This is a genomic window from Bacillus pumilus (assembly GCF_038738535.1).
GTDB lineage: Bacteria > Bacillota > Bacilli > Bacillales > Bacillaceae > Bacillus.
The window spans coordinates 1,227,236-1,248,783 of the sequence record NZ_CP046128.1 but is presented as its reverse complement, the minus strand read 5'-3'; the positions used below and the strand labels follow the sequence as shown (position 1 = coordinate 1,248,783).

At 40.6% G+C, this 21,548-nt stretch carries 22 protein-coding genes and 3 riboswitches; of the genes, 8 read left to right on the top strand and 14 right to left on the bottom strand.

What is annotated here, in order from left to right:
* Positions 1 to 112 precede the first annotated feature (112 nt).
* Both GKC25_RS06135 and GKC25_RS06130 read right to left on the bottom strand, forming a co-directional pair.
* A complete protein-coding gene (locus GKC25_RS06135) occupies positions 113 to 904 on the bottom strand; it encodes a TerC family protein (RefSeq protein ID WP_034662942.1) in 792 nt (263 codons plus the stop codon).
* 31 nt (positions 905 to 935) lie between these two features.
* Positions 936 to 1,107, bottom strand: a riboswitch (yybP-ykoY riboswitch).
* A 78-nt stretch (positions 1,108 to 1,185) separates the two neighbouring features.
* A complete protein-coding gene (locus tag GKC25_RS06130; RefSeq protein WP_034662945.1) occupies positions 1,186 to 1,800 on the bottom strand; it encodes a DedA family protein in 615 nt (204 codons plus the stop codon).
* A gap of 246 nt (positions 1,801 to 2,046) precedes the next feature.
* Between GKC25_RS06130 and GKC25_RS06125 the strand changes: the two genes are divergently transcribed.
* Entirely contained in the window at positions 2,047 to 4,470 is a 2,424-nt protein-coding gene (locus tag GKC25_RS06125; RefSeq protein ID WP_342689947.1) for a bifunctional diguanylate cyclase/phosphodiesterase, read from the top strand.
* A gap of 230 nt (positions 4,471 to 4,700) precedes the next feature.
* Here the strand turns inward: GKC25_RS06125 and GKC25_RS06120 are convergent, their stop codons facing one another.
* From GKC25_RS06120 to GKC25_RS06110, 3 genes are all read right to left on the bottom strand, one after another.
* A complete protein-coding gene (locus GKC25_RS06120; protein ID WP_088004396.1) occupies positions 4,701 to 5,165 on the bottom strand; it encodes a MarR family winged helix-turn-helix transcriptional regulator in 465 nt (154 codons plus the stop codon).
* A gap of 359 nt (positions 5,166 to 5,524) precedes the next feature.
* Positions 5,525 to 5,689, bottom strand: a complete 165-nt coding sequence (locus GKC25_RS06115) for a hypothetical protein (protein WP_034662950.1) — start codon at positions 5,687 to 5,689, stop codon at positions 5,525 to 5,527.
* 38 nt (positions 5,690 to 5,727) lie between these two features.
* Positions 5,728 to 5,883: a hypothetical protein gene (locus tag GKC25_RS06110; RefSeq protein ID WP_162839372.1), complete on the bottom strand. Its 156-nt coding sequence runs from the start codon at positions 5,881 to 5,883 to the stop codon at positions 5,728 to 5,730.
* Between the two features lie 191 nt (positions 5,884 to 6,074).
* On the opposite strand from GKC25_RS06110, the gene GKC25_RS06105 reads away from it, so the two are divergent.
* Positions 6,075 to 6,404 (top strand): MerR family transcriptional regulator, encoded by a 330-nt coding sequence (locus GKC25_RS06105; protein WP_012009715.1) that lies wholly within the window; start codon positions 6,075 to 6,077, stop codon positions 6,402 to 6,404.
* Between the two features lie 118 nt (positions 6,405 to 6,522).
* Here the strand turns inward: GKC25_RS06105 and GKC25_RS06100 are convergent, their stop codons facing one another.
* Positions 6,523 to 6,894, bottom strand: coding sequence for a cupin domain-containing protein (locus GKC25_RS06100; RefSeq protein WP_342689946.1), 372 nt, complete (start codon positions 6,892 to 6,894; stop codon positions 6,523 to 6,525).
* A 187-nt stretch (positions 6,895 to 7,081) separates the two neighbouring features.
* Here GKC25_RS06100 and GKC25_RS06095 point away from each other — a divergent pair, with 187 nt between their 5' ends.
* On the top strand, positions 7,082 to 7,945 hold the full coding sequence (locus tag GKC25_RS06095; protein ID WP_342689945.1) for a LysR family transcriptional regulator: 864 nt from the start codon (positions 7,082 to 7,084) through the stop codon (positions 7,943 to 7,945).
* A 110-nt stretch (positions 7,946 to 8,055) separates the two neighbouring features.
* On the opposite strand, the gene GKC25_RS06090 is transcribed toward GKC25_RS06095, so the two are convergent.
* The 3 genes from GKC25_RS06090 to GKC25_RS06080 form a co-directional block, all read right to left on the bottom strand.
* Entirely contained in the window at positions 8,056 to 8,454 is a 399-nt protein-coding gene (locus tag GKC25_RS06090) for a hypothetical protein (protein ID WP_034662956.1), read from the bottom strand.
* Positions 8,455 to 8,555: 101 nt separating this feature from the next.
* Positions 8,556 to 9,914, bottom strand: coding sequence for a magnesium transporter (gene mgtE, locus GKC25_RS06085; protein WP_034662959.1), 1,359 nt, complete (start codon positions 9,912 to 9,914; stop codon positions 8,556 to 8,558).
* A 208-nt stretch (positions 9,915 to 10,122) separates the two neighbouring features.
* Positions 10,123 to 10,286, bottom strand: a riboswitch (M-box (ykoK) riboswitch).
* Positions 10,287 to 10,418: 132 nt separating this feature from the next.
* On the bottom strand, positions 10,419 to 10,559 hold the full coding sequence (locus GKC25_RS06080; RefSeq protein WP_003212346.1) for a hypothetical protein: 141 nt from the start codon (positions 10,557 to 10,559) through the stop codon (positions 10,419 to 10,421).
* Between the two features lie 261 nt (positions 10,560 to 10,820).
* Between GKC25_RS06080 and GKC25_RS06075 the strand changes: the two genes are divergently transcribed.
* Positions 10,821 to 12,113 carry an aminotransferase class V-fold PLP-dependent enzyme gene (locus tag GKC25_RS06075; RefSeq protein ID WP_262417166.1) on the top strand — a complete coding sequence of 431 codons (1,293 nt, stop codon included), beginning with the start codon at positions 10,821 to 10,823 and terminating at the stop codon, positions 12,111 to 12,113.
* Between the two features lie 166 nt (positions 12,114 to 12,279).
* Here GKC25_RS06075 and GKC25_RS06070 read toward each other — a convergent pair whose 3' ends face one another.
* The 4 genes from GKC25_RS06070 to GKC25_RS06055 all read right to left on the bottom strand — a co-directional run bounded on the left by GKC25_RS06070 (position 12,280) and on the right by GKC25_RS06055 (position 15,688).
* Positions 12,280 to 12,798: a PepSY domain-containing protein gene (locus tag GKC25_RS06070; protein ID WP_034662966.1), complete on the bottom strand. Its 519-nt coding sequence runs from the start codon at positions 12,796 to 12,798 to the stop codon at positions 12,280 to 12,282.
* 93 nt (positions 12,799 to 12,891) lie between these two features.
* The gene (locus GKC25_RS06065; protein ID WP_034662968.1) at positions 12,892 to 13,581 is read right to left on the bottom strand and encodes a PepSY domain-containing protein; all 690 of its coding nucleotides are present in this window, start codon (positions 13,579 to 13,581) and stop codon (positions 12,892 to 12,894) included.
* Between the two features lie 67 nt (positions 13,582 to 13,648).
* Positions 13,649 to 14,998: a HAMP domain-containing sensor histidine kinase gene (locus tag GKC25_RS06060; RefSeq protein ID WP_342689944.1), complete on the bottom strand. Its 1,350-nt coding sequence runs from the start codon at positions 14,996 to 14,998 to the stop codon at positions 13,649 to 13,651.
* Between the two features lie 3 nt (positions 14,999 to 15,001).
* On the bottom strand, positions 15,002 to 15,688 hold the full coding sequence (locus GKC25_RS06055) for a response regulator transcription factor (protein WP_034662974.1): 687 nt from the start codon (positions 15,686 to 15,688) through the stop codon (positions 15,002 to 15,004).
* Positions 15,689 to 16,122: 434 nt separating this feature from the next.
* On the opposite strand from GKC25_RS06055, the gene GKC25_RS06050 reads away from it, so the two are divergent.
* From GKC25_RS06050 to GKC25_RS06040, 3 genes are all read left to right on the top strand, one after another.
* Positions 16,123 to 17,082, top strand: a complete 960-nt coding sequence (locus GKC25_RS06050) for a S8 family peptidase (protein WP_034662977.1) — start codon at positions 16,123 to 16,125, stop codon at positions 17,080 to 17,082.
* A 112-nt stretch (positions 17,083 to 17,194) separates the two neighbouring features.
* Positions 17,195 to 17,386, top strand: a riboswitch (cobalamin riboswitch).
* A 153-nt stretch (positions 17,387 to 17,539) separates the two neighbouring features.
* Positions 17,540 to 19,828, top strand: a complete 2,289-nt coding sequence (gene metE / locus GKC25_RS06045; protein WP_342689943.1) for a 5-methyltetrahydropteroyltriglutamate--homocysteine S-methyltransferase — start codon at positions 17,540 to 17,542, stop codon at positions 19,826 to 19,828.
* A gap of 138 nt (positions 19,829 to 19,966) precedes the next feature.
* Positions 19,967 to 20,437: a nucleoside deaminase gene (locus GKC25_RS06040; RefSeq protein WP_342689942.1), complete on the top strand. Its 471-nt coding sequence runs from the start codon at positions 19,967 to 19,969 to the stop codon at positions 20,435 to 20,437.
* 59 nt (positions 20,438 to 20,496) lie between these two features.
* Here the strand turns inward: GKC25_RS06040 and GKC25_RS06035 are convergent, their stop codons facing one another.
* Positions 20,497 to 20,913, bottom strand: coding sequence for an organic hydroperoxide resistance protein (locus GKC25_RS06035; protein ID WP_034662985.1), 417 nt, complete (start codon positions 20,911 to 20,913; stop codon positions 20,497 to 20,499).
* A 161-nt stretch (positions 20,914 to 21,074) separates the two neighbouring features.
* On the opposite strand from GKC25_RS06035, the gene GKC25_RS06030 reads away from it, so the two are divergent.
* Positions 21,075 to 21,521 carry a MarR family winged helix-turn-helix transcriptional regulator gene (locus GKC25_RS06030; protein ID WP_034662988.1) on the top strand — a complete coding sequence of 149 codons (447 nt, stop codon included), beginning with the start codon at positions 21,075 to 21,077 and terminating at the stop codon, positions 21,519 to 21,521.
* Positions 21,522 to 21,548 lie beyond the last annotated feature (27 nt).

The following is a 21,548-nucleotide window of genomic DNA, read 5'->3' as shown; positions in this document are numbered from 1 at the left end:
ATCATCATCTACTTTACAATGTTTCGTCTAAAAGCAAAGAAATAAGGGGGTATCTCCCCCTTATTTGTAATATACGTGTTATGAAAATGAAATGATATTTCTTTCAAAAAACCTACTCTTCTAGGCGTCCCTCTTGTTTTCCATCGTTTTCTTGGCCGCCTTTTCTTGATGGACTTGATAAAAACCAGCCAAATGCTGCAATTGCGAGAAGCACCGTCCAGAAAATCACTTTCCATAATGCTGAATGAATAAAATGAGAGGACACGATACCAATAGCTGGATGTGACAGTGTATAAAGCGTGAGCTTCACACCAACCCATCCGACAATGACAAAGGCTGCTGTTTCTAGGCTCGGTCTTGTTTTGAGCAGTTTCACAAAGACAGTAGCTGCAAATCGCATGATGATAAGACCGATGATACCACCTAAAAGAATGACAATAAATTGACCGCCATCGAGTCCGCCGATTTGCGGAAGACTCGTTTTCGGCAATGTCACGGCTAATGCGACGGCCGCTAAGATGGAATCTACAGCAAAAGCGATGTCGGCAAGCTCGACTTTTACGACTGTTGCCCAGAAGCCGCTTTGCTTCATGTTTGTGTCTGATTCCTTTTTCTTAAATACGTGCGATTTTAAAATATGGTGAATGGAAATATAAAGAAGATAAATTGCGCCAATGGCTTGAACTTGCCACACATCCACTAAAAACGAAATAAGAAACAGGGAACCAAATCGCATGACAAACGCACCCGCAAGTCCGTAAAACAATGCCTTTTTTCTTTGCTTTTCAGGAAGGTGTTTAACCATCACAGCCATGACCAGCGCGTTATCAGCTGCTAAAATCCCTTCTAATCCAATCAGTACGAGAAGAACCCACCCGTACTCTAAAATAGTTGCTGCATCCATCATCATTCCTCCTTGTTTTTATCTATTGTCCCACAACAGACAAAGGCTTATGAATACAAAAAAGACCTTTGCCTGTAATGGCAAAGGTCTTGCTAGACATGTGATATGTAGAATCATGCCAACAAAGCCGATGGAACTTAAGTCCATGTAATGACGACTTTGTTTCCGGTAAAAACCGGACGCTACTCCCCTTTGGTGGGATTTAAGAATATTTAGATTACTTATATCATAATCAATAGACACTGGATTGTCAACAGGTGACTTTCACTTCGATTCAGTGATTAGGCAGTGGGTGTTTCTGTTTTTCTTTTTCTACGTTTCAGCCATATATAAACAACGAACAACAACACAACCCCGATCCCAATCGGTAAAAGATATGGATCTAACATAGCGCCAACCTCTTTCCAGTTCTCCCCGAGCACAAACCCAAGATACACATACACAAATGTAATGGGCGTAATCGCCAAAAACGTATACAAGCAAAAGACCCACACATTCATCTTGGCAATACCGCACGGGATGGAAATAAGCGTTCTGACCCCTGGAATAAACCGGCCGCTAAAGGCGACGAAACCACCATGCTTTTCAAAGAAAGCATCCGATTTATCAAGCGACTCAGGTTTGACAAAAAAGTACTTCCCATATTTATTTAAAAAGGGTCTGCCGCCATAACGTCCTAACCAGTACAAGGTCAAAGGGCCAGCCACGCCGCCAATGGAGCCGGCAGCCACAACACCGATGAAGGCCATGTCCCCTTCTGAGACCCAGTAACCCGCAAGAGGCAGAACCACTTCAGCAGGAACAAATTCAATGCATAATGCGAGGAAGATGCCAAAGTACGACAAGTTCTTAAAAGCATCAGCTAAAGAAATAATAAAATCTTCGATGTTTATCAATCCCTTTCACACATAATCGTTTGAATGATTCTATCTCTTTTAGAATCACACCATATATTAAACGAATAAAACCGAAGAAACGATTCACTTTTCGTCGTTTTTTTACATTAAATTTGATTTTACTATAAAAGACACGTGAAAAAAACGTTGATTGTGGTATTTAAGTGAAGGAAAAGTGAACACAGAAGCCATGCGATCCGATATATTAAGTATATGTCTGTTTTAAGATACTGGAGGTTTTCTCACATGACCCAATTAACAGGAAGCTACAACGGATGGCTTGTCTTTCTGTCAGTCGCTGTCGCCGCTGTGGCCTCCTACTCAGCTCTTCAGTTAGCCAGCCGAGTGATACAGTCAAGCGGTGCAAAGAAAAAGGTATGGCTGGTCATTGGTGCAATGATCATGGGGATGGGCATATGGTCGATGCATTTTATTGGCATGATGGCATTTCACATGCAAACCGGCATCACATATGAAACTCCCTTACTGATTTTATCGATTTTGGCGTCTTTTGTCGGTTCTTTGATCGCATTCTCGATATGCATTCAAGAGCAGCTTTCCATAAGACGGCTGCTCATTAGTTCAATCACCATGGGCTCAGCTATTTGCAGCATGCATTATCTTGGAATGGAATCAATGGCCAATGTCTCAATCAGCTATGATCCAGTCCTCTTTTTTCTTTCGTTTTTCATTGCTGCGCTGGCATCTTTCTTTTCACTGCATCTCTTTTTTCGGCTCCATCGATCCGAGAAAAAAAAGGAGGATCATCTGTTAAAAATAGCTGGTGCACTCGTGATGGGTGGGGCTATTTCTGGCATGCATTATACTGGTATGGCTGCTTCTACTATGTTTGTTCATTCAGATGGACAGTCCGCTGCAGGCGGCTCTCTTGAAATGTCGCCATTCAGTCTGTCGATTTTCATCGGCTTGATGACACTGATTGTCCAAACACTGATGATCTTTGGTGCCTATATAGATCACCGAATCATGAAGCAGTCAGATCAGTTAAAGGAAAATGAACAGCGGTTTCAATCGCTCATTAAACATAATATCGATGGCATTATCGTGTTATCTGTCGATCGAAAGGTGCTTTCTGCGAACGACTTAGGTAAACAAATCTTAAAAATGTGCAATTCTTGGATTGGTGATGATGTCAGTCAATACGTGATGCCGACTGAGATGTGGGAAGAATTTATTTCCCGGTCAAAAAAAGCCATCACACGTGAAGCAGAACTGAAAGCAGCAGATCGTTTTTATTATTATCATGTCACTTACATACCTGTTCATGTCAACAATACTCTTGACAGTATTTATCTTGTCTTAAAAGATTTAACGCAGCAGCGGATTGCAGAAAAAGAAATTCATGTCATGGCACATTATGATGCGTTAACTGAGCTTCCTAATCGGCGCCACGCCATCAACCATTTAAATGATGTTCTCTCCGCTCAAGAAGAGACAGGAACATCGACGGCTGTTCTGTTTCTTGACTTGAATCGTTTTAAAATTATTAATGATGCACTTGGTCATAACATAGGAGACTTACTACTTAAAGCAGCTGCAAACAGACTGACACAATGTTTACCGGACAATGGCTTTATTGCAAGACTAGGCGGGGATGAATTTTTAATGATCTTCCCTCACATGGGACATGACACACACAAAATTGAGCAGCTTTCTCAAAATATCATTCGTCAATTTGAACGTCCTTTTTTCATCCAGAATCATCAGCTCATTACATCTATCAGCATTGGGATCGCCATCTCACCTCAAAATGGCAAAGATGGGATGGAATTGATGAGGAAAGCCGATATGGCGATGTATTTATCCAAAAAACATAAGCAAAGCCGGTATGAGTTCTTTACCGAATCAATGGAAAGATCAAGTGAAGACAGGTTAAATCGAGAGCTTGAGTTGCGGGATGCCATTCAGAGAGAACAGTTTGTGCTTCATTACCAGCCGCAAGTCAGTGCGAAAACAAGAAAGATGACTGGCGTAGAAGCTCTTCTAAGAATGAAGGCACCAGATGGTTCCTTAAAATCACCTGAGGCTTTTATTGAGCTGGCAGAGGAATCAGGGCTGATCATTGATATTGGCAGATGGGTCATTGATACCGCATGCAGGCAGGCTAAAACGTGGTATGACAACGGGCTGAAAATTCCTGTGGCTGTCAATTTATCTGCGAAACAATTCAATTCTGAAGACTTAATTGATTTGATTAAGCTGACACTGAAAAAATACAACCTGACATCGTCACTGCTCGAGCTTGAAGTGACAGAAAGTATGACAATGGACAATATCAAGCAATCAAAACAGGTGCTGACGTCGCTGAAACATCTGGGCGTTCGCATTAGTATTGATGACTTTGGTACAGGTCATAGCTCCTTAAGCTATTTAAAGGATTTGCCCATTCATCGACTGAAAATCGACAAATCCTTCATTGAAGATATTTTAAATGATTCGAAGTCTGAACAGATTACAGGTGCCATTATCGCGATGGGACATCAATTATCTCTCGAAGTCATAGCAGAAGGTGTTGAAACCTTTGCGCAGGCGCAGCTTTTATCTGCGCAAGGATGTGACGACCTGCAAGGTTTTTATTATGCAAAGCCCCTTCCAGCAACCGATATCGAAAAATTCATTGCCTATCCGGCGCATCAGCTGGACACATAAAAAAGGTGCCAATCATGGCACCTTTCAGCGTGTAGACAAACCCTCGCATTCGTTGTCAGTTCTGCGCTCCGATGCTCACGAATGTCAAATTCGCTCTGCTTCGGTGCTCGTCCTTCCTAGACTTCAAAGGTTTTCAGGTCACGCTGAAAAGAAGACAAAGGGCTAAAATAAAGATCATTTTAGCCCTTTGTCAACAATCTGAGAGGTGCCAATCATGGCACCTTTTCGTTCTATCTAAATAATAAATGTTGACTGTGAATGCCTGCTTTTTTCAATAGACTAATCAATTGTTCTTGTTCTTCACGCGAGAGGCCAGAGAACGCTCGCGCAATCCGGAGAGAATGAATCGGGTAAATCTTATCAAGATAACTGCGCCCTTTATCTGTTAAATGGGCATAAACCGACCGTTTATCCTTTGGGTCCTGCTCTCTTTCAATGAAACCATTTCGTTCTAATTTGTCAATTACGTACGTCACATTCCCGCTGACAAGCAGGAGTCTTGAGCCGATTTGCTGAAGTTTTTGAGCACCTCTTGTGTACAGCAATTCAAGAACGGCAAATTCAGTTGGATTAAATCCATGCTCTTTGCTGTCTCTAATACTGTGTTCTGAAACGCTTTTAAATGCTCTTGCAAATACCTTGTAAAGTGTCATTGAACGTTCTACTTCTTCTTCATTAAACGATAGTCTCATCACATATCTACCTCTTATAATATTTTTTTAACTTCAAGGCTTTCTTGCGGTGCAGTTGGAGCCTTTCGTAAAAAATAGAAGTACGTTTTTGAAAACCCTTTCAACCACATAAGTGACTCCATTCGTGTTATGTATAAGATTTCGATATAAACTTTTAAAATCCTTCTTATTTTTCACAATCATCTCGAAAAAAAGCTTTTTTAGCAAACCATCAAGATGCGACATAGTTTAACATAATCTGTAAAGGAACTGCGTTTCCTTACACTGTATTCGTCAAATTTCTACAAAATTCAATATTGCTATAATATTAAGCACGCAAAAAAAGAACCCTTTATGTGACATACGCACATTTCAAGGGATTTTCACAAATTACGCTCTGTTTTGTTGAAAAAGAAGTGATACTCTTTTTTTAAGTCACTAATTGTCATGTTCTTGGCCGCATCAGGGCTGTAAACTCCTAATGAACAGAGCTGCTTCGTATAATAATGTCTTTCCTTTGCTAAAGCTTCTGTTAAGATACGCCGCACCGATTATCCCCTCCTATCAAGTGATCTGGACCAGGTGCTTATGAAGAGCTTTTATACAAATCATTTTGTACGGCTCTTAGAAGAGCATGTGCATTCTGACCTGCCGCCTGCATGAATCGCTCCAGTAATTCATCCCTCTTCATATCTAATGCGATGATTTCTTTTGCCATACAGATGATCTGTGTTTGCTCCATCATTTGCTCCTCCTCCTAGTTCAACTCATCATCATTATATGCACGCGCAACACTCATTTCACATTTGTTGTTATCTTTCCTTCCATTGTTTTTTCATTTTTTCGTTTTTGTGTTATATTTTCTGACAAATGATAGGTTTTTTTCCTTCTCGTTCTGTATAATATGAAGAAAAGACTTGCAGGGGTGAGTATATGACGCAGGAAGATGTTTCTTATAAAGATAAAAAAGTCATTTCAATCGGGATTGTCAGTGAATTAACAGGGCTATCCGTCAGGCAAATCCGATATTATGAGGAACGCAGACTCATCTACCCCCAGCGCTCAACAAGAGGCACGCGTAAATATTCTTTTTCTGATGTAGAACGTTTAATGGACATCGCCAACAAACGAGAAGACGGTGTGCAAACAGCCGAGATTTTGAAAGACATGAAGAAAAAAGAACAGGCATTAAAAAGCGGACAATATAAGAAAAAAATGCTGGAAGGCCAGATTAACGCACACTTCCGGTACAAAAATCGATAAACAAATAAAGATTCGCTTACTCTTTAAAATTAAAGACAAGTGAATGTATGATAACGTAGTAAAAAGAGACAGCGATTGCTGCCTCTTTTTCAACTAAAGCACCTGTTAAGTGCACGATCTAGTGTTCATCCATTCGTTCAGGAATCGAAACAGTTCGTTCATTGACCACATTCCCCGTGTTTAGAGTCGTTTTTGGTTCAATTAATAGCAAATGAACTTCTTCTTCAGCAATTGGCTGATGTTCAATTCCTTTAGGAATCACAAGAAACTCCCCTTCATTAAGAGCTATTTCTCTATCCCTAAAACGGATGACTAGATTCCCTTTACATACAAAGAACATTTCATCCTCGTCATCATGGTGATGCCAAATGAATTCACCCTTAATTTTTACCATTTTAATGTATGAGTCGTTCAACTCTCCACTTATTCTAGGATTCCAATAAGCATTTATTTGCAAAAATTTCTCTTGGATATTAATCTTTGAAATCAATAAATTCCCTCCTCATTTAATTGGAAACGCCTGTTTTATCTTTTCCTAGCTAAAATTTCCTATCTCTCAATTCTCCTCCTCATGATAAATCTCTTATATCATTAAGTTTACTTATTCTATTGGATCACGTAAAATCAAAAAATAGTGTATAGTTCATCACAATTTGCGATGCAAAAGGAGCGTTATTTTGGATATTAAATCTTTGGAAATATTTAAAGCAGTAGCTATTGAACAAAGCATTACAAAAGCTGCTGAGAAATTAAATTATGTGCAGTCGAATGTCACTGCACGAATCCAACGTCTTGAACAAGAATTAGGTGTTCCTCTTCTCTATCGATATCACAAGAAGATATCCTTAACGCCTGCAGGACGTGAACTGTTGCCATATGTAAACAAATTACTCTACGATTTTGAAGAAGCGATAGAGGCAGTAAAGCTTTCCTCTACTCCGCGGGGAACTTTACACATCGGATCTATAGAGTCAACCGCTTCTACAAGATTGCCAATCATTTTTACAGAATATCATAAGACATTTCCACAAGTAGAATTGAGCATGTATATGGCACCTACTGTAGATCAGGTTAGTGCTATTCTTAACTACAAGGTAGACGGTGCATTGGTTGATGGGCCAATTCTTCATCCGGACATTATTGAGTACCCTGTATTGGAAGAATCACTTGTTCTGATTACAAGCTACTCCCGGGAGGAATTCCAGGTAGAATCAATTTTACATGAACCATTGCTTTCGTCATTCGCGCATTGCATCTATTTGGGGCGTTGGCAGCGATGGTTAGAGAGCAATGGCTTTGCTTCGATGAAGGTAATGGAATATGGCACTTTAGAGGGCGTGCTTAAATGCGTTGAAAACGGGCTAGGAGTCACCGTATTACCAAAATCTATGGTTGAAGCTCGGATGCAAGGCAGATTTACCTGTCATCCATTACCGGAACCACATAGAATCGTGCCCACTGTGTTTATAAGGCGCCGCGATTCGTACATGACCAGTGCCCTCTCACGATTTATGGAGTTAATGGGCATAACTCATATGTGATCAGGTCATTTGTGGTAAAAAAGAGGATAGATAGAGCGAAGTTCTTTCAGCTCTTCTATCCTTTTAAATAAAATCATTTTAGCTTATACCTTGTCTTTTAATAAAATTTTTCATTGAGAGGAAGCATCAGTTCCTTCAACGACCCCTACAAAGTCAATCCGTACACCGCCTTTTTCAGGATCTTCTATTACCCGCAGGGCAAGTGCCTTTTTCTTCCCTGTTTTTTCATCTTCGTAATTCGCATGAAAGACATGAATGCTGGCTTCTTCTAATTGAAAATCTTCATAAGAAAGCGTCTCTATGCCCCATTCCTTTTTCAGCTTTAGAATGTCATTTGGGCTTGGGACAGCGCCTTCAACATAGATGTTTTCTATTTTTCGTTTATTTCCTTCGGTAATCGCTTCAATCATATGCTCTGCTGCCACAAGTCTTCTGTCTTTCCCCTCGTCTTCCCTTGAACATGCACCTAGCAAAACAATGCACATTAAAATGAATAAAAACTTCTTCATTTTTCTCTCCCACCTTCTCCTTAAAATGTAAAGGATGGAAGCGCTATATGCAATCTTTATTCAAAAAAGACTGTAAAACGTAACGTTTTACAGTCTTCTTGCTACATCAGTGTATGAAGGAATGCTGTTGCAATTCCAAAATAGATCAGTAAGGATAGAATATCATTCAATGTTGTGATCAGCGGGCCAGATGCAATGGCTGGGTCCACGTTTAATCTGTGTAAAATAATCGGCACGACCGTACCTGCCATTGTCCCAATAATCAGTGTTGCAAGCAGTGAGGAGCCGACAACAAAACCTAAAATCATATTGCCCTGCCACACCATTGCGACGACTGTAATAATAATGGAACAGACGATCCCAATGTAAATACTTGTTCTCAGCTCTCTAAAAATAAGACGCATAATGGTTTTTTTCGTTAATTCTTCTTTTGAAAGCCCTCTAATCACGACGGCAAGAGACTGTGTGCCTGTATTCCCTGTCATCCCGGCAATCATCGGCATGAAGAACGCTAAAGCAACGACTTGCTGAAGGGTATCTTCAAAATAATTTAAAATACTGCCTGAAATCAGCCCAATGAACAAGAGCAAAATGAGCCATGGAAGACGGCGGTATGCCGCCACAAATGCCGGCGTATCGAACGTAATATCTTTACCAGAGGCAGCAAACTTCTCATAGTCTTCGCCTGCCTCTTGAATGACAACATCAATGATATCATCGACTGTAACGATTCCGACTAGGACATTGTTCTCTTCCACAACAGGAATGGCAAGAAAATCATACCGTTCAATCAGCTTTGCGATTTCCTCCTGATCTTGAAAGGCTCCAACAGCAATGACTCTTGTAAACATGAGATCCTGCACCTTTTCATCCGGTTCACCTAAAATAAGGTCACGGTATGAGAGAACGCCTACAAGCTGTTTTTGATCATTAATCACATATAAATAGTTGATTGATTCTGCAATTTCAGCAAAGCTTTTCAGCTTCACAACGGCATCCTGCACCGTATAATGCTGAGGAATCCAAACGTACCGGTTGGTCATGATCCGTCCCGCTGTCTCAGCAGGGTAATTCATAAGAAGCTGGACGGCCTTTGATTCCTCTGCTTCCATGTTAGATAAAAGCTGATCCTTTAGCTCATCCTCCATCTCATCAAATAAGTTGGCTAGATCATCGTTATCCATTTTGTTTGTGACGAACGTAGCTTTGTCTTTCCCTACTTTTTCAAGAACGATTTCTTGGTATTCCCGCTCCAGCTCACCCATCATTTCTGTCACGTCATCGACTGGTAAAAAGCTAAGGAAGCGGCCGCGGTGTTTTTCTGGAAGCTCTTTAAATAAGTAGGCCATATCATATGGCTGAAGTTCTTCCATGATGTTTTTAAATTCTTTGCGTTTTCCATCTCTTAGTAAAATAATGATGCGTAAAATGAGTTCATCATACGTAATATTTTGTATCATAGCTGTTACCTCCCCAAAGTCAGGAGATACCCGAATCCCTTAGAATGTGCGGGGGTCAGGATCTCCTCTATCTGATGTCTCAATCTGATCTTTTGACATATTCTCTATGTGTCTCGAATCGGGATGATCCATCCCCACACCTCCTTTTCCCATAAAAAAGCACCTTCAACCGAATGAAGGCGCTTTGTAAGCATGACAAATAAAACACTTGCTCCTTCAATCGTAGAGCTTTAGCACTGTATGGCATAGGAAAAATCCAGCTGCATTAAAAATCACCTTATGTCGATGATTTCTGTTGACCCATTGGCGTCTTTGGACATTTTTGGGCAGCAGCGTATCTCCATACAGGAGCCTCACCTAACGAAGTCTCATATTGTTGACACACTGAGATTACAGAAAAAGCGCAGTGATGTCAATAAGCAAGATGCCAAGTTTCCTCATGTATTCGCTTACTTTTGAAAAAAAGAGCGATAGACAAAGTAAACCATCGCCCTTTCATGTCTTTTATTCCTCTTCTGGCTGATTCATATCCTCTTGGGAGAGGAGATGAAAGGAATCATGCAAAAACAAAGCATATCCTTCTCCATCAGGATGCGGAACATATTCCGCATGGTCCATTGTCTGCTCTTCTTCTTTTTTCTTCATATTCTCTCGCCTCCTTTCCCGTAGTTTGTCCCAATGAAAAAACCTTACACATGAAAGTGTAAGGAGTGATTAGTATAAAACAGCTGAACTCATAAAGGTGCGGCGAATGTCACATTGACAATGCGCTGACAACTGTCGCTTTAGCTAAAAATGAAATATTGTTTACAGAAAAAAAGGATCTCTCTGATTAGGGTACAACCATTGATTGATAACACAATGTATAATACTAAGTATAAGAATTGAATATTGGGGGATAAGATGATGAACCAAACTAACCTGAACATGCACATTTCAAATGATTTATTAAAAAAAGTAAGAGAACAATTTTTATATATTGATGAGGACCCTATCCTAAAAAAGGAACGCCTTTTTTTTGATAATGCAGGTGGTTCCCTTCGTTTAAAACAGGCAAATCATATATTTTCAATCATTGATGGCATCCCAGATTGTTCTGAAAGAAATCATAAAACAGCAAAACACTTGATTGATATCCAGAAAAAGGGGATTGTTGATCTTCAAACCATTTTTAACGTGAAACAAGGAAGCTTCGCTACATATCTGACAGCGTCACAAGCTATCTTTGAGACTACGGGTATCATTGCAGAACATATTAAAGGAACAAATATTGTCACAACATCCTTAGAACATCCAGCAGCTTATGACGCAGCTAGTTTTTATGCAAATAAATTAAACAAGGAGCTGAGAGTGGCCAAGTCTAATCCTTTAACAGGTGGAGTGAACGTAGAAGACATCTTGGCATTAATCGATCAAGATACTGTTCTTCTAAGCGTCATCTATGCTTCGAATATCTCTGGTGCTATTTTAGACATTGAACAAATTGTACAAGAGGCAAGAAAAAAGAAGCCAAACTTATTTATCATGGTTGATGCCGTTCAACATGCACCTCATGGTTTAATTGATATTGAAAAAACCCCTGTTGATGTGATAAATTTTGCCCCATATAAATTTTTTGGTGTTAGAGGCTGCGGGGTTGCTTATTTATCGGAAAGAGCTGCTCTTCTCCCTCATCATAAGTTAAAAGGAAAGAAAGAAACTGAATGGGGTCTAGGAACTCCAGCACCTGCGCATTATGCGGCTATTAGCGCAATTGTTGATTATGTGTGCTGGCTTGGAAGTCATTTTACAACAGTGAATGCCAGACGACAGTTATTCGCAGCAGGTATGGAAGCTATCGGAAAACAAGAAAGGGCTTTATTAAAAATAATGCTAGACGGGACACCCAACGTAAAAGGGCTAAGAGAGATCGAAGGAGTGACCGTGCATCTTGATTACCGTGATTTATCAAAAAGAGATTTCATCGTGGCCATATCGTTAGAAGGAACAAACCATGAAGATGCAGTAAGAGAATATGAACAGCACGGTGTGATCGTATATGAAAGGTTGAATACAAGCATTTATTCTAAAAGGATGCTGGATTCCTTTGGAATTAAAGGGGCTATTAGAATATCACCTCTCCATTGTCATAATATTCAAGATATTGAGACATTTTTAAGAACAACTGAAATGATAAGCAATCAACATAAAAAGCATTAACATGCTTGGTGTACAGATACATGGAAGTACCCTATTCAGTTTAAAAGATGATATTCATTTGTACTTGTATACAATCATTTAAGCAAAAATAGCGGTCTGAACCAGCTATCCATGATGGATAAATGGTTCAGACCGCATACAAATTTATCTTAGGATTGCTGGCGGCTTAATCATCCCATTCTTGCTTCAGGATTTTGCCTGTTTTAGCGGAAATCTCAAAATCAACTTCCTCGCCGTTTGGTGTGGTGATTTCGACTTCATACAAGTACACACCATTTTCTTTATCTAAATCAGAATCTGTGACTGTTCCTTTTACTTTTGCAAGGGCAATTTTTTCAGCCTGCTTTTTAGTGATTTTCACATTCTGTTTCTTTTCTTTGACTGGATCATTCAGCGCTTTTCCTGTTTTGGCATCGACATATACTTTATATTCAAAGCCGCCTTTTTTAATCTCGACCTCATACACCCATTTTCCTTTTTTACGCTCAAGATCGACATCGTCCACATACCCTTTCACCACTTTTAGGGCTGCTTTTTCAGCTTGTTTCTTTGAGACAAACGATGATTTCTTTTGCACCACCTGCTCGGCGTGTGCTGTTTGATTTGTATTTTGCGCTTGAAGTGTGAAACCACCTGCGACAAGAGTTCCTGTTAATGCTGTAGCTACTAGTACTTTTTTCATCATGTTCATGTCCTCCTCTGTTTGATTTCTCCTTTATCTTAAAGAAAGAAGATGATAAAGGAAGGAAAGAAACATGAGAAAATCATGAGAAAAGGATTAGTTTTCGTACGTAATACCTTCAATGTCTCCTGTATATGCGTTCACAAGCACCTCTGCCTCTCGCCCGTCAGGCAAATCCAGCTCCACCTCAAAGACAAGCATACCGCTAAATGTTTCAAGATCTGCATCATCCACTGTCCCTCCGACTTCTTTTACCGCAATTCGGATGGCTTCTTCGACCGTGATTTTTGTCATTTTCTTTTCTTTAGAGGTTGGGCTTTTCTTTTCTGCTACAAGCACCTTAAACGTTTGCTTGTCGACATCGACTTGATATAATTCTTTTTTTGATTGGATCGTAAAGATAAAACGATCTGACTTTTCTTTCTTTTGGATGACAGTACCGCTTACTTTTTTAACAGCCGCTTCCTCTGCCTGGAGCTCAGCATTTTTTTCATTTGGCTTTTGATAGCTTTTGATCTGTCTGATTTCTTTCATTTGACCGCTTGCAGAAGATGCAATGATTTGATAGATGCCATTTGCATTTTCCAGCGTCAATGTATAGTCCTGTTTATGATTGATTAAATCAATATTTGTAATGTTTCCATTGTAGTCTTTTGCGATGATTTTTTTGATTTCTGCTTCACTTAATATTTTTTGATCAATGGTTTGAATCATGAGCATTGCAAAGGCAGCAAGAACGACGAGACATCCTGCGAGCGCAAGCACCATTTTCGTTTTTCTAGACATGCAGCGCCTCCTTCCTATTTCCTATTTTATAAGGAGGAAATGAGAAATTGATGAGAAAAGACCTATTTTATTTCTTAAAAAGAATGGTCATGGTTGTCCCTTCGCCGATATGACTGTCCACCTTCAGGTCGGCCCCGTGCTCTTCCGCAATTTGCTTCGCAATTGAAAGACCAAGTCCGGTTCCGCCCGTCTCACTGTTTCTTGCTTCATCCACACGAAAAAAGCGGTCAAAGATTTTCGGCAGATCTTTTTCTTTTATGCCAATCCCATGGTCAACGACTGAAATAAACGGTTTCTCTCCCGCCCATCCGCATGTCACATCAACTGGCTCTGTACTATATTTAACTGCATTATCAATCAAGATGGTCAAAAGCTGTTTGATTTTCTCTTCATCCCCCTCAGCGACGAGCGGCTGATCTGTTTGCACAAGAGATTGAATGGTTCGATTGGTTGCGACTTCAAGTGTATGACATACCTGCTTGCATAAATGACCAAGATCAACTGGCTTCATGTCCAAGTAAAGCGGCTGACCATTTTTCGCAAGTGTTAATAATTGATCTGTCAGCCTTTTCATTTTTTTCGCTTCATCATGAATCGCTTGAGAGGATTCTTCTATCACTTCTGGACGTGTCTGTCCCCAGCGTTTTAGTAAATTGCTGTAGCTCATAATGACGGTAATCGGTGTCTTCAATTCATGAGAGGCATCATGCAAGAATTGCTGCTCTTTCTCATAATGCTTCTCGAGGATTTCTGACATTTCATTAAAGGTTTGTCCCATTTGATACAATTCATCCTTTGAATCGCCTGCTAGTTTGATTCGCTTAAACGCCTTCTCCTTCATACTTGCCTTCATGGTGCTCGTCATTCTACTAATAGGGCGTACGATTTGTTTTGTTAAAATGTGGCCAGCAAAATAGGAAAGCACTATAATTAAAACGCCAGCAGCGATTAAAATCATTCTTAATAACGCCAAATTTTCTTCCGTATTTTCGATTTCTTCATATACTTGAAGCGACACAATCTCTCCATTTGTCCAAATGACCGGAATTGCAGCGAACGCAGTCATATGCTTGTTGTATTCTTTGATTTCTGCTGTCTGCCCAGATTCATATGTAAAAGGCAGTGAACTAAACGTTGACTCCTTTGTGACAGTCAGCTTTGATTCACCCGTTTCTGTCACGACACGGATCATGCCATTTTGGGGCAAGTACGCTTTCAGCAGCTCCGAGGATGGAAGACCCTCTTCTTCTGATTTTTTTAAAGCAATGGCAATATTTTCAGCGACCTCAGACAGCCGGGACATATCTTTTTGCGTCAAGGTTATCGAAAAAATAAAATAAATGGCTGTATGAAACAGAAGCACCATTAAAAACAAGGACAACGATGTATAAAGCTGGATTTTATTTTTTAATCTCATTCTTTATCCTTTCATCACATAACCCACACCTCTCACTGTGTGAATCAGCTGTTTTTCGAATGGGTAATCGACTTTTTTCCTTAAATAACGAATATAGACATCCACTACGTTTGTGTCACCGAAGTAATCAAAGCCCCAAACGGCTGTTAAAAGCTGATCTCTTGTGAGCACTTGCTGCTGATGCTTCAGCAAGTGGACAAGCAGGTCATATTCTCTCGGTGTGAGCTCAAGCATTTGCCCGGCCCTTTGTATGTCTCTTGTTTTCTCGTTGACGGTCAAATCTGCTATGCTAAGCTCTGTTTCCTTTTCTTCTTGCGCCTTTATATTCAACCTTAGCTGCGCACGAATTCGCGCTAATAATTCTTCTATGTCAAAGGGCTTTGTAATATAATCATTCGCCCCAAGATCGAGGCCGCTTACTTTATCAGGCACACTCCCTCTTGCTGTTATCAAAATAATAGGTGTCGCTGTATTTGTCTTTCGAACCCTTCTCAGCACTTCAAGACCGCTTAATTCTGGAAGCATGACGTCAAGCAGCACCAAATCGAAGCTTTCCTCTTCAAGAGCCTGGAGTCCATCCATTCCTGTCTCTTTGACTGTCACCTCATATCCTTCATATTCAAGCTCTAGTGACAGCACCCTTGCAATTTTCTTTTCATCTTCGACTACGAGTATCTTCCCTTTGTTCATCTCTATCTCTCCTATCTGAAAGGCAAGCTTGTCTTTCCATTATTATATGTTGTCTTTCGCATTTGGAACAGTCACAATCTTCACGTCTATTTTTTATGAAAGAAACATTTATTTTTGAACAAAAACTTTTTATATCGCATTTAATGCTTGATTTCCTTGTTTTTTAGTTTGCCTCTTTTAGTCCTTTTCACCCATTTTCATCTGGACAGGTGCAAGCTCACTATGCAGCATATCCTCCTTTTTCATATGATATCAAGAGTTTTCCTCAAAAGCTGAGTTCTTTCGTCAAGAAGTGAGGAGAACTGCGCTTTTGATAATAGATTGATTATTTGAAAAATTATTACAATTGACCCTTTCCGATCAAAAGTTTCTTTTATACAATAACATTACGCAGCCTGAATCTACTTTGAAAACAAAATAAGGAGGGCTTTCTTATGAAAGGTGAAATTCGCTTAATTCCGTATGAAGTAAAAGCCAATGTGATGGAAGCGAAAGAGACGCCGGAAAGTATTCAGGAGATTAAAGCACCCGAACTTTGGTCAAGTGGCTTCAAAGGAAAAGGCATAACCATTGCTGTCCTTGATACAGGTTGCGACACGGGGCATCCCGACTTAAAAGATCAGATTATCGGAGGCAAGAACTTTACCGATGATGACAACGGAGATGCTGAAAATGTGAAAGACTACAACGGGCATGGCACCCATGTAGCAGGGACGATTGCTGCAACAGATCAAAATGGTGGAATTTTAGGGGTTGCCCCTGAAGCTAAGCTGCTGATCGTGAAAGTTCTTGGCGGTGAAAATGGCAGCGGGAAATACGAATGGATCATTAATGGCATCAACTATGCCGCTGAGCAGAAGGTGGATATTATCTCCATGTCTCTCGGTGGTCCAAGCAATGAGCCCGCCTTGCAGGAAGCCATTCAAAACGCGGTGAAAAGCGGTGTACTTGTTGTGTGCGCAGCAGGAAATGAAGGGGACGGGGACGAGCGTACGGAAGAGTTCTCCTACCCAGCAGCATACAATGAAGTCATTGCCGTCGGCTCTGTTTCCCTTGCAAGAGAATCCTCAGAATTTTCTAATGCCAATAAAGAAATCGACCTCGTCGCTCCAGGAGAAGATATTTTATCCACTCTCCCAAACCATAAATACGGCAGACTCACAGGCACCTCAATGGCAGCCCCTCACGTAAGCGGTGCACTAGCCATTATTAAAAATGCCGAGGAAGAAGCGTTCCAGCGCAAGCTGACAGAGCCTGAGGTCTATGCTCAGCTTGTCAGAAGAACCCTTCCACTGAAGCAGTCGAAAGCCCTCGTAGGAAATGGATTTTTATATTTAACTGCGCCTGATGTCCTTTTAGAAAAAACATTGGAAGCAGATCTTTTATCTCTATAGCTTGAATAGAGGTCCTGAGAATAGATTGAATTTTCTCAGGATTTTTTTAATTAAAATTATTCAAAATTTACTTTGACGAAATGAAGTGGACGTTATATAATCGAACACAATAAATTCATAGTTTGAGAGTCGGTAATTCGATCATACGTCGAATTTTAATTGGGAAGACCGGTGAAAATCCGGCGCGGTCCCGCCACTGTGAGTGAGGAGAGCTTTTCTCATGAATCCACTGTCATAAGGATGGGAAGGATGAAAAGCTTGCAGATTCACCAGCCAGGATACCAGCCGCTCTATCACATCAAACCCCCTACGGTTGATAGGAGATGTCGGAAAAAGCGTCAGTTATGCTCACGCCTTATTTCGCACACACATTTTGTCTTTTTAAACCAGACATTTGCCCTCATCAATCTTCGCCATGAGTGTAAATGTCTTTTTATATTTAGAGGAGGAATTGGAATTGACAATTGTTAAAACAAGTAATCTAGGTTTTCCGCGAATTGGTTTAAACAGAGAATGGAAAAAAGCACTTGAGTCTTATTGGAAGGGTCAAACAGACCGCGAAACCCTCTTAAGCACACTGGATGAACAATTTTTAACAGCCATTAAAAAGCAAATTGATCAACAAATTGATGTTGTTCCTTCTGGAGATTTTACCTTCTACGATCACGTGCTCGATACTGCTGTCATGTTCAATTGGATTCCAGAGCGCTTCCGCAGCTTGAAAGACCCACTAGATACATACTTTGCGATGGCAAGAGGAACAAAAGATGCTGTCTCAAGTGAAATGACAAAATGGTTTAATACAAACTATCACTACATCGTTCCAGAATACGAAAAAAGCACCGAATTCAAACTCACACATAACAAACCGCTTGAAGCTTACGAAAAGGTGAAAACGGCGTTTGGTGTTGAAACAAAACCTGTTGTACTTGGTCTTTATACATTTGTCTCACTTTCTAAAGGCTATGAACCAAATGAAGTAAAAGAGATTCAGCAGCGTCTCGTGCCGCTTTATACTCAGGTTTTAAAAGAACTTGAAGAAGCTGGCGTCAAATGGGTTCAAATTGATGAACCAGCACTTGTCACCGCTTCATATGAAGACGTGAAAGCCGTAAAAGAAATCTATCAAACGATTAAAGAAGCCGTACCTGCCTTAAACATTCTTCTTCAAACATACTTTGATTCAGTAGATGCCTATGAAGAGCTTGTCACATATCCTGTTGAAGCCATCGGTCTTGATTTTGTCCATGATCAAGGACGCAATCTTGATCAAGTGAAAAAGCATGGCTTCCCGAAAGATAAAATTTTAGCAGCAGGCGTCATTGATGGAAGAAATATTTGGAGATCAGATCTTGGAGAAAGATTGTCATTCATTTCTGAGGTCATTGCTGACGCTCAGCCGAAGGAAGTATGGCTGCAGCCATCAAGCAGTTTGCTGCATGTACCAGTTGCAAAACACCCAAGCGAACAGCTTGAAGAAAAACTATTAAACGGACTGTCTTATGCCACTGAAAAGCTGGATGAATTAACAACATTAAAAGAAGGCTTAACAAAAGGAGCCGCAGCGATTGAAGCCGCCATCAATGAAGCCAAGCAAGCACTTCTTACTTTAAAAGAATTTGCAAAAGGAACCAATGCGGATTTCACAGCAGAACGCAACAATCTTTCATCGAAAGACTTTAAGCGTCCAGCTGCCTTTGAAGAGCGCCTTCGTATCCAAAACGAATCTCTTGAACTGCCGCTCTTGCCAACAACAACTATTGGCAGCTTCCCGCAGTCTGCTGAAGTGCGCAGTGCTCGTCAAAAATGGCGTAAAAATGAGTGGACAGATGCCGAGTATGATGAATTTATTAAGAAAGAAACACAAAGATGGATTGATATTCAGGAGGAAATTGGCCTGGACGTTCTCGTACATGGGGAATTCGAACGTACAGACATGGTTGAATACTTCGGTGAGAAGCTAGCCGGATTTGCCTTTACGAAATTTGCTTGGGTACAATCCTACGGATCACGCTGCGTGAAGCCGCCAATCATTTATGGAGATGTCGAGTTTACAGCGCCAATGACCGTGAAAGAGACGGTTTACGCACAAAGCTTAACGGAGAAAAAGGTCAAAGGAATGCTGACAGGACCTGTCACCATTTTAAACTGGTCTTTCCCAAGAACAGATATTTCCCGGAAAGACATTGCCTTCCAAATCGCTTTCGCATTACGTAAAGAGGTAGAAGCGTTAGAAGAAGCAGGGATTCAAGTTATTCAAGTGGATGAACCTGCGCTAAGAGAAGGTCTTCCACTCAAAGAAAGTGATTGGGCAGAATATTTAAACTGGGCAGCAGAGTCGTTCCGACTATCAACATCATCTGTTCAAAATGAAACGCAAATTCATACACATATGTGCTACAGTAACTTCGAGGATATTGTCGATACGATCGAAGACCTTGATGCCGACGTAATTACGATTGAACATTCACGCAGTCATGGCGGATTCCTCGATTACTTAGAAAAGCATCCGTATTTGAAAGGACTTGGACTTGGTGTATATGACATTCATAGCCCGCGCGTTCCATCTGTCGAAGAAATGAGTCAAATCATTGATGATGCGCTGAACGTATGTCCGACAGATCGCTTCTGGGTGAATCCTGACTGTGGTCTAAAAACGAGACAAGAGCCTGAAACCATTGCTGCTTTGAAAAACATGGTGACGGCTGCTGAAGTCGCTCGTAAAAAGCTGGCGCAGCATGCATAATTGATTCCCTCTCCCCTGCCGAACATGGCGGGGGTTTTTATGCGCAGATTGTCCTGTTTGACCATCTACTAGGATGTTTCCTTTTCTAGCATGATTCGTTTATACTAGAGAAGTCAGTCGAACAAAGGGAGGAAGACAATGAATCACGAAGATTTTTTACAACGTGCAATTGATCTTGCAATAGAAGGAGTCAATAGTGGTACTGGCGGCCCTTTTGGAGCAGTCATTGTCAAGGATGGACAGATTATTGCCGAGGGAAGCAACAATGTGACAACAACAAATGATCCAACCGCACATGCAGAAGTCACAGCCATTCGAAAGGCGTGCCAGACGCTACATACATACCAATTAGAAGATTGTATTTTATATACAAGCTGTGAGCCTTGCCCGATGTGCCTTGGCGCTATTTACTGGGCTAGACCAAAAGCGGTGTATTTTGCTGCTGGACATCAGGATGCAGCGACTTCTGGTTTTGATGACTCGTTTATTTATGAAGAAATCAACAAGGATTACGAATCAAGAAATATTCCATTTTATCAGCTGACACTTCAAAAAAACCTTGCACCGTTTGAAGCTTGGGAAACATACGAACAAAAGAAAGAATATTAAAAAAAGACACCTGCTGGTAAGCAGGTGTTTCTGATTTTCAGCGTGATAGAAAACCTTTTTTATTCAGCCACTTCAAGCTCTACTTCGATGTTCCCTCTTGTTGCTTTTGAATATGGACAGAATTCATGCGCAGCCTCGACAAGCTCTCTCGCTTTGTCATGGTCAAGGCCTTTTGCAGACACAATCAGCTTGACACCAAGCTTAAAGCCGCCATCACTTTCATCTTTTAAAAGACTGACATGTCCCTCTACTTCTGATTCAATGTCTATCCCTTGCTTCTTCGCTACTTGTTCAAGTGCCCCTCCGAAACAAGCTGCATAGCCGGCTGCAAATAATTGCTCTGGATTCGTACCAGTCTCTCCGTCTTTCTTTGCATTAGGCATGACAATGTTATGATCGAGTACACCATCTTCTGAACGAACATGTCCTGCTCTTCCATGCTGCGCCTTTACTTTTGCTGTGAATAATGGTTTCATCTTCATCTCCTCCTTTATCTATTTATTCTTTTCACGTTCTATCCATTTCTCAAACATTTATCGCACATTAAAGAATTTTTCATTTTTGGGCTGTATTTATTTTAAAAAGGAAGAAAATCTTATACAATAATAAGTATGACAAAAAATAGTTGGTGACTGACATGACAAATGAATTCGAGCATATGAAGCTGGAAAATCAGCTTTGTTTCTTGTTATATGCAAGTTCAAGAGAGATGACGAAGCAATATAAACCGTTATTAGAAGAGTTAGACATTACGTATCCGCAATATTTGGCACTGCTTTTATTGTGGGAGCATGGGACATTAAATGTGAAAACGATGGGAGAGCTTTTATATTTAGACTCCGGTACACTCACACCTATGCTGAAACGGATGGAGCAAAACGGACTCATCATCCGCGAGCGCTCGAAAGAGGATGAACGTTCTGTGCAAATTCGTTTAACGGAATATGGCGAACAGCTAAAAGAGAAAGCTACTGCGATTCCATTTCATATGCTGTCTGGGACAGGCAGATCGGAAGAAGAGTTAAAAACACTGCGCGCCTCTTTACATGAGCTTTTGCAAAAATTAACACAACCAAAAGGCTGAGGGAACATACCCTCAGCCTTTTATGAT

What these genes read in the sequence shown, in the direction of transcription:
- GKC25_RS06135 (WP_034662942.1), bottom strand. Translation starts at nt 904, where the DNA reads ATGGATGCAGCAACTATTTTAGAGTACGGGTGGGTTCTTCTCGTACTG.
- GKC25_RS06035 (WP_034662985.1), bottom strand. Translation starts at nt 20,913, where the DNA reads ATGAAACCATTATTCACAGCAAAAGTAAAGGCGCAGCATGGAAGAGCA.
- GKC25_RS06090 (WP_034662956.1), bottom strand. Translation starts at nt 8,454, where the DNA reads ATGAAGAAGTTTTTATTCATTTTAATGTGCATTGTTTTGCTAGGTGCA.
- GKC25_RS06050 (WP_034662977.1), top strand. Translation starts at nt 16,123, where the DNA reads ATGAAAGGTGAAATTCGCTTAATTCCGTATGAAGTAAAAGCCAATGTG.
- GKC25_RS06105 (WP_012009715.1), top strand. Translation starts at nt 6,075, where the DNA reads ATGACGCAGGAAGATGTTTCTTATAAAGATAAAAAAGTCATTTCAATC.
- GKC25_RS06040 (WP_342689942.1), top strand. Translation starts at nt 19,967, where the DNA reads ATGAATCACGAAGATTTTTTACAACGTGCAATTGATCTTGCAATAGAA.
- GKC25_RS06125 (WP_342689947.1), top strand. Translation starts at nt 2,047, where the DNA reads ATGACCCAATTAACAGGAAGCTACAACGGATGGCTTGTCTTTCTGTCA.
- GKC25_RS06065 (WP_034662968.1), bottom strand. Translation starts at nt 13,581, where the DNA reads ATGTCTAGAAAAACGAAAATGGTGCTTGCGCTCGCAGGATGTCTCGTC.
- GKC25_RS06110 (WP_162839372.1), bottom strand. Translation starts at nt 5,883, where the DNA reads ATGGAGCAAACACAGATCATCTGTATGGCAAAAGAAATCATCGCATTA.
- mgtE (WP_034662959.1), bottom strand. Translation starts at nt 9,914, where the DNA reads ATGATACAAAATATTACGTATGATGAACTCATTTTACGCATCATTATT.
- GKC25_RS06055 (WP_034662974.1), bottom strand. Translation starts at nt 15,688, where the DNA reads ATGAACAAAGGGAAGATACTCGTAGTCGAAGATGAAAAGAAAATTGCA.
- GKC25_RS06080 (WP_003212346.1), bottom strand. Translation starts at nt 10,559, where the DNA reads ATGAAGAAAAAAGAAGAAGAGCAGACAATGGACCATGCGGAATATGTT.
- GKC25_RS06075 (WP_262417166.1), top strand. Translation starts at nt 10,821, where the DNA reads ATGAACCAAACTAACCTGAACATGCACATTTCAAATGATTTATTAAAA.
- GKC25_RS06030 (WP_034662988.1), top strand. Translation starts at nt 21,075, where the DNA reads ATGACAAATGAATTCGAGCATATGAAGCTGGAAAATCAGCTTTGTTTC.
- GKC25_RS06070 (WP_034662966.1), bottom strand. Translation starts at nt 12,798, where the DNA reads ATGATGAAAAAAGTACTAGTAGCTACAGCATTAACAGGAACTCTTGTC.
- GKC25_RS06060 (WP_342689944.1), bottom strand. Translation starts at nt 14,998, where the DNA reads ATGAGATTAAAAAATAAAATCCAGCTTTATACATCGTTGTCCTTGTTT.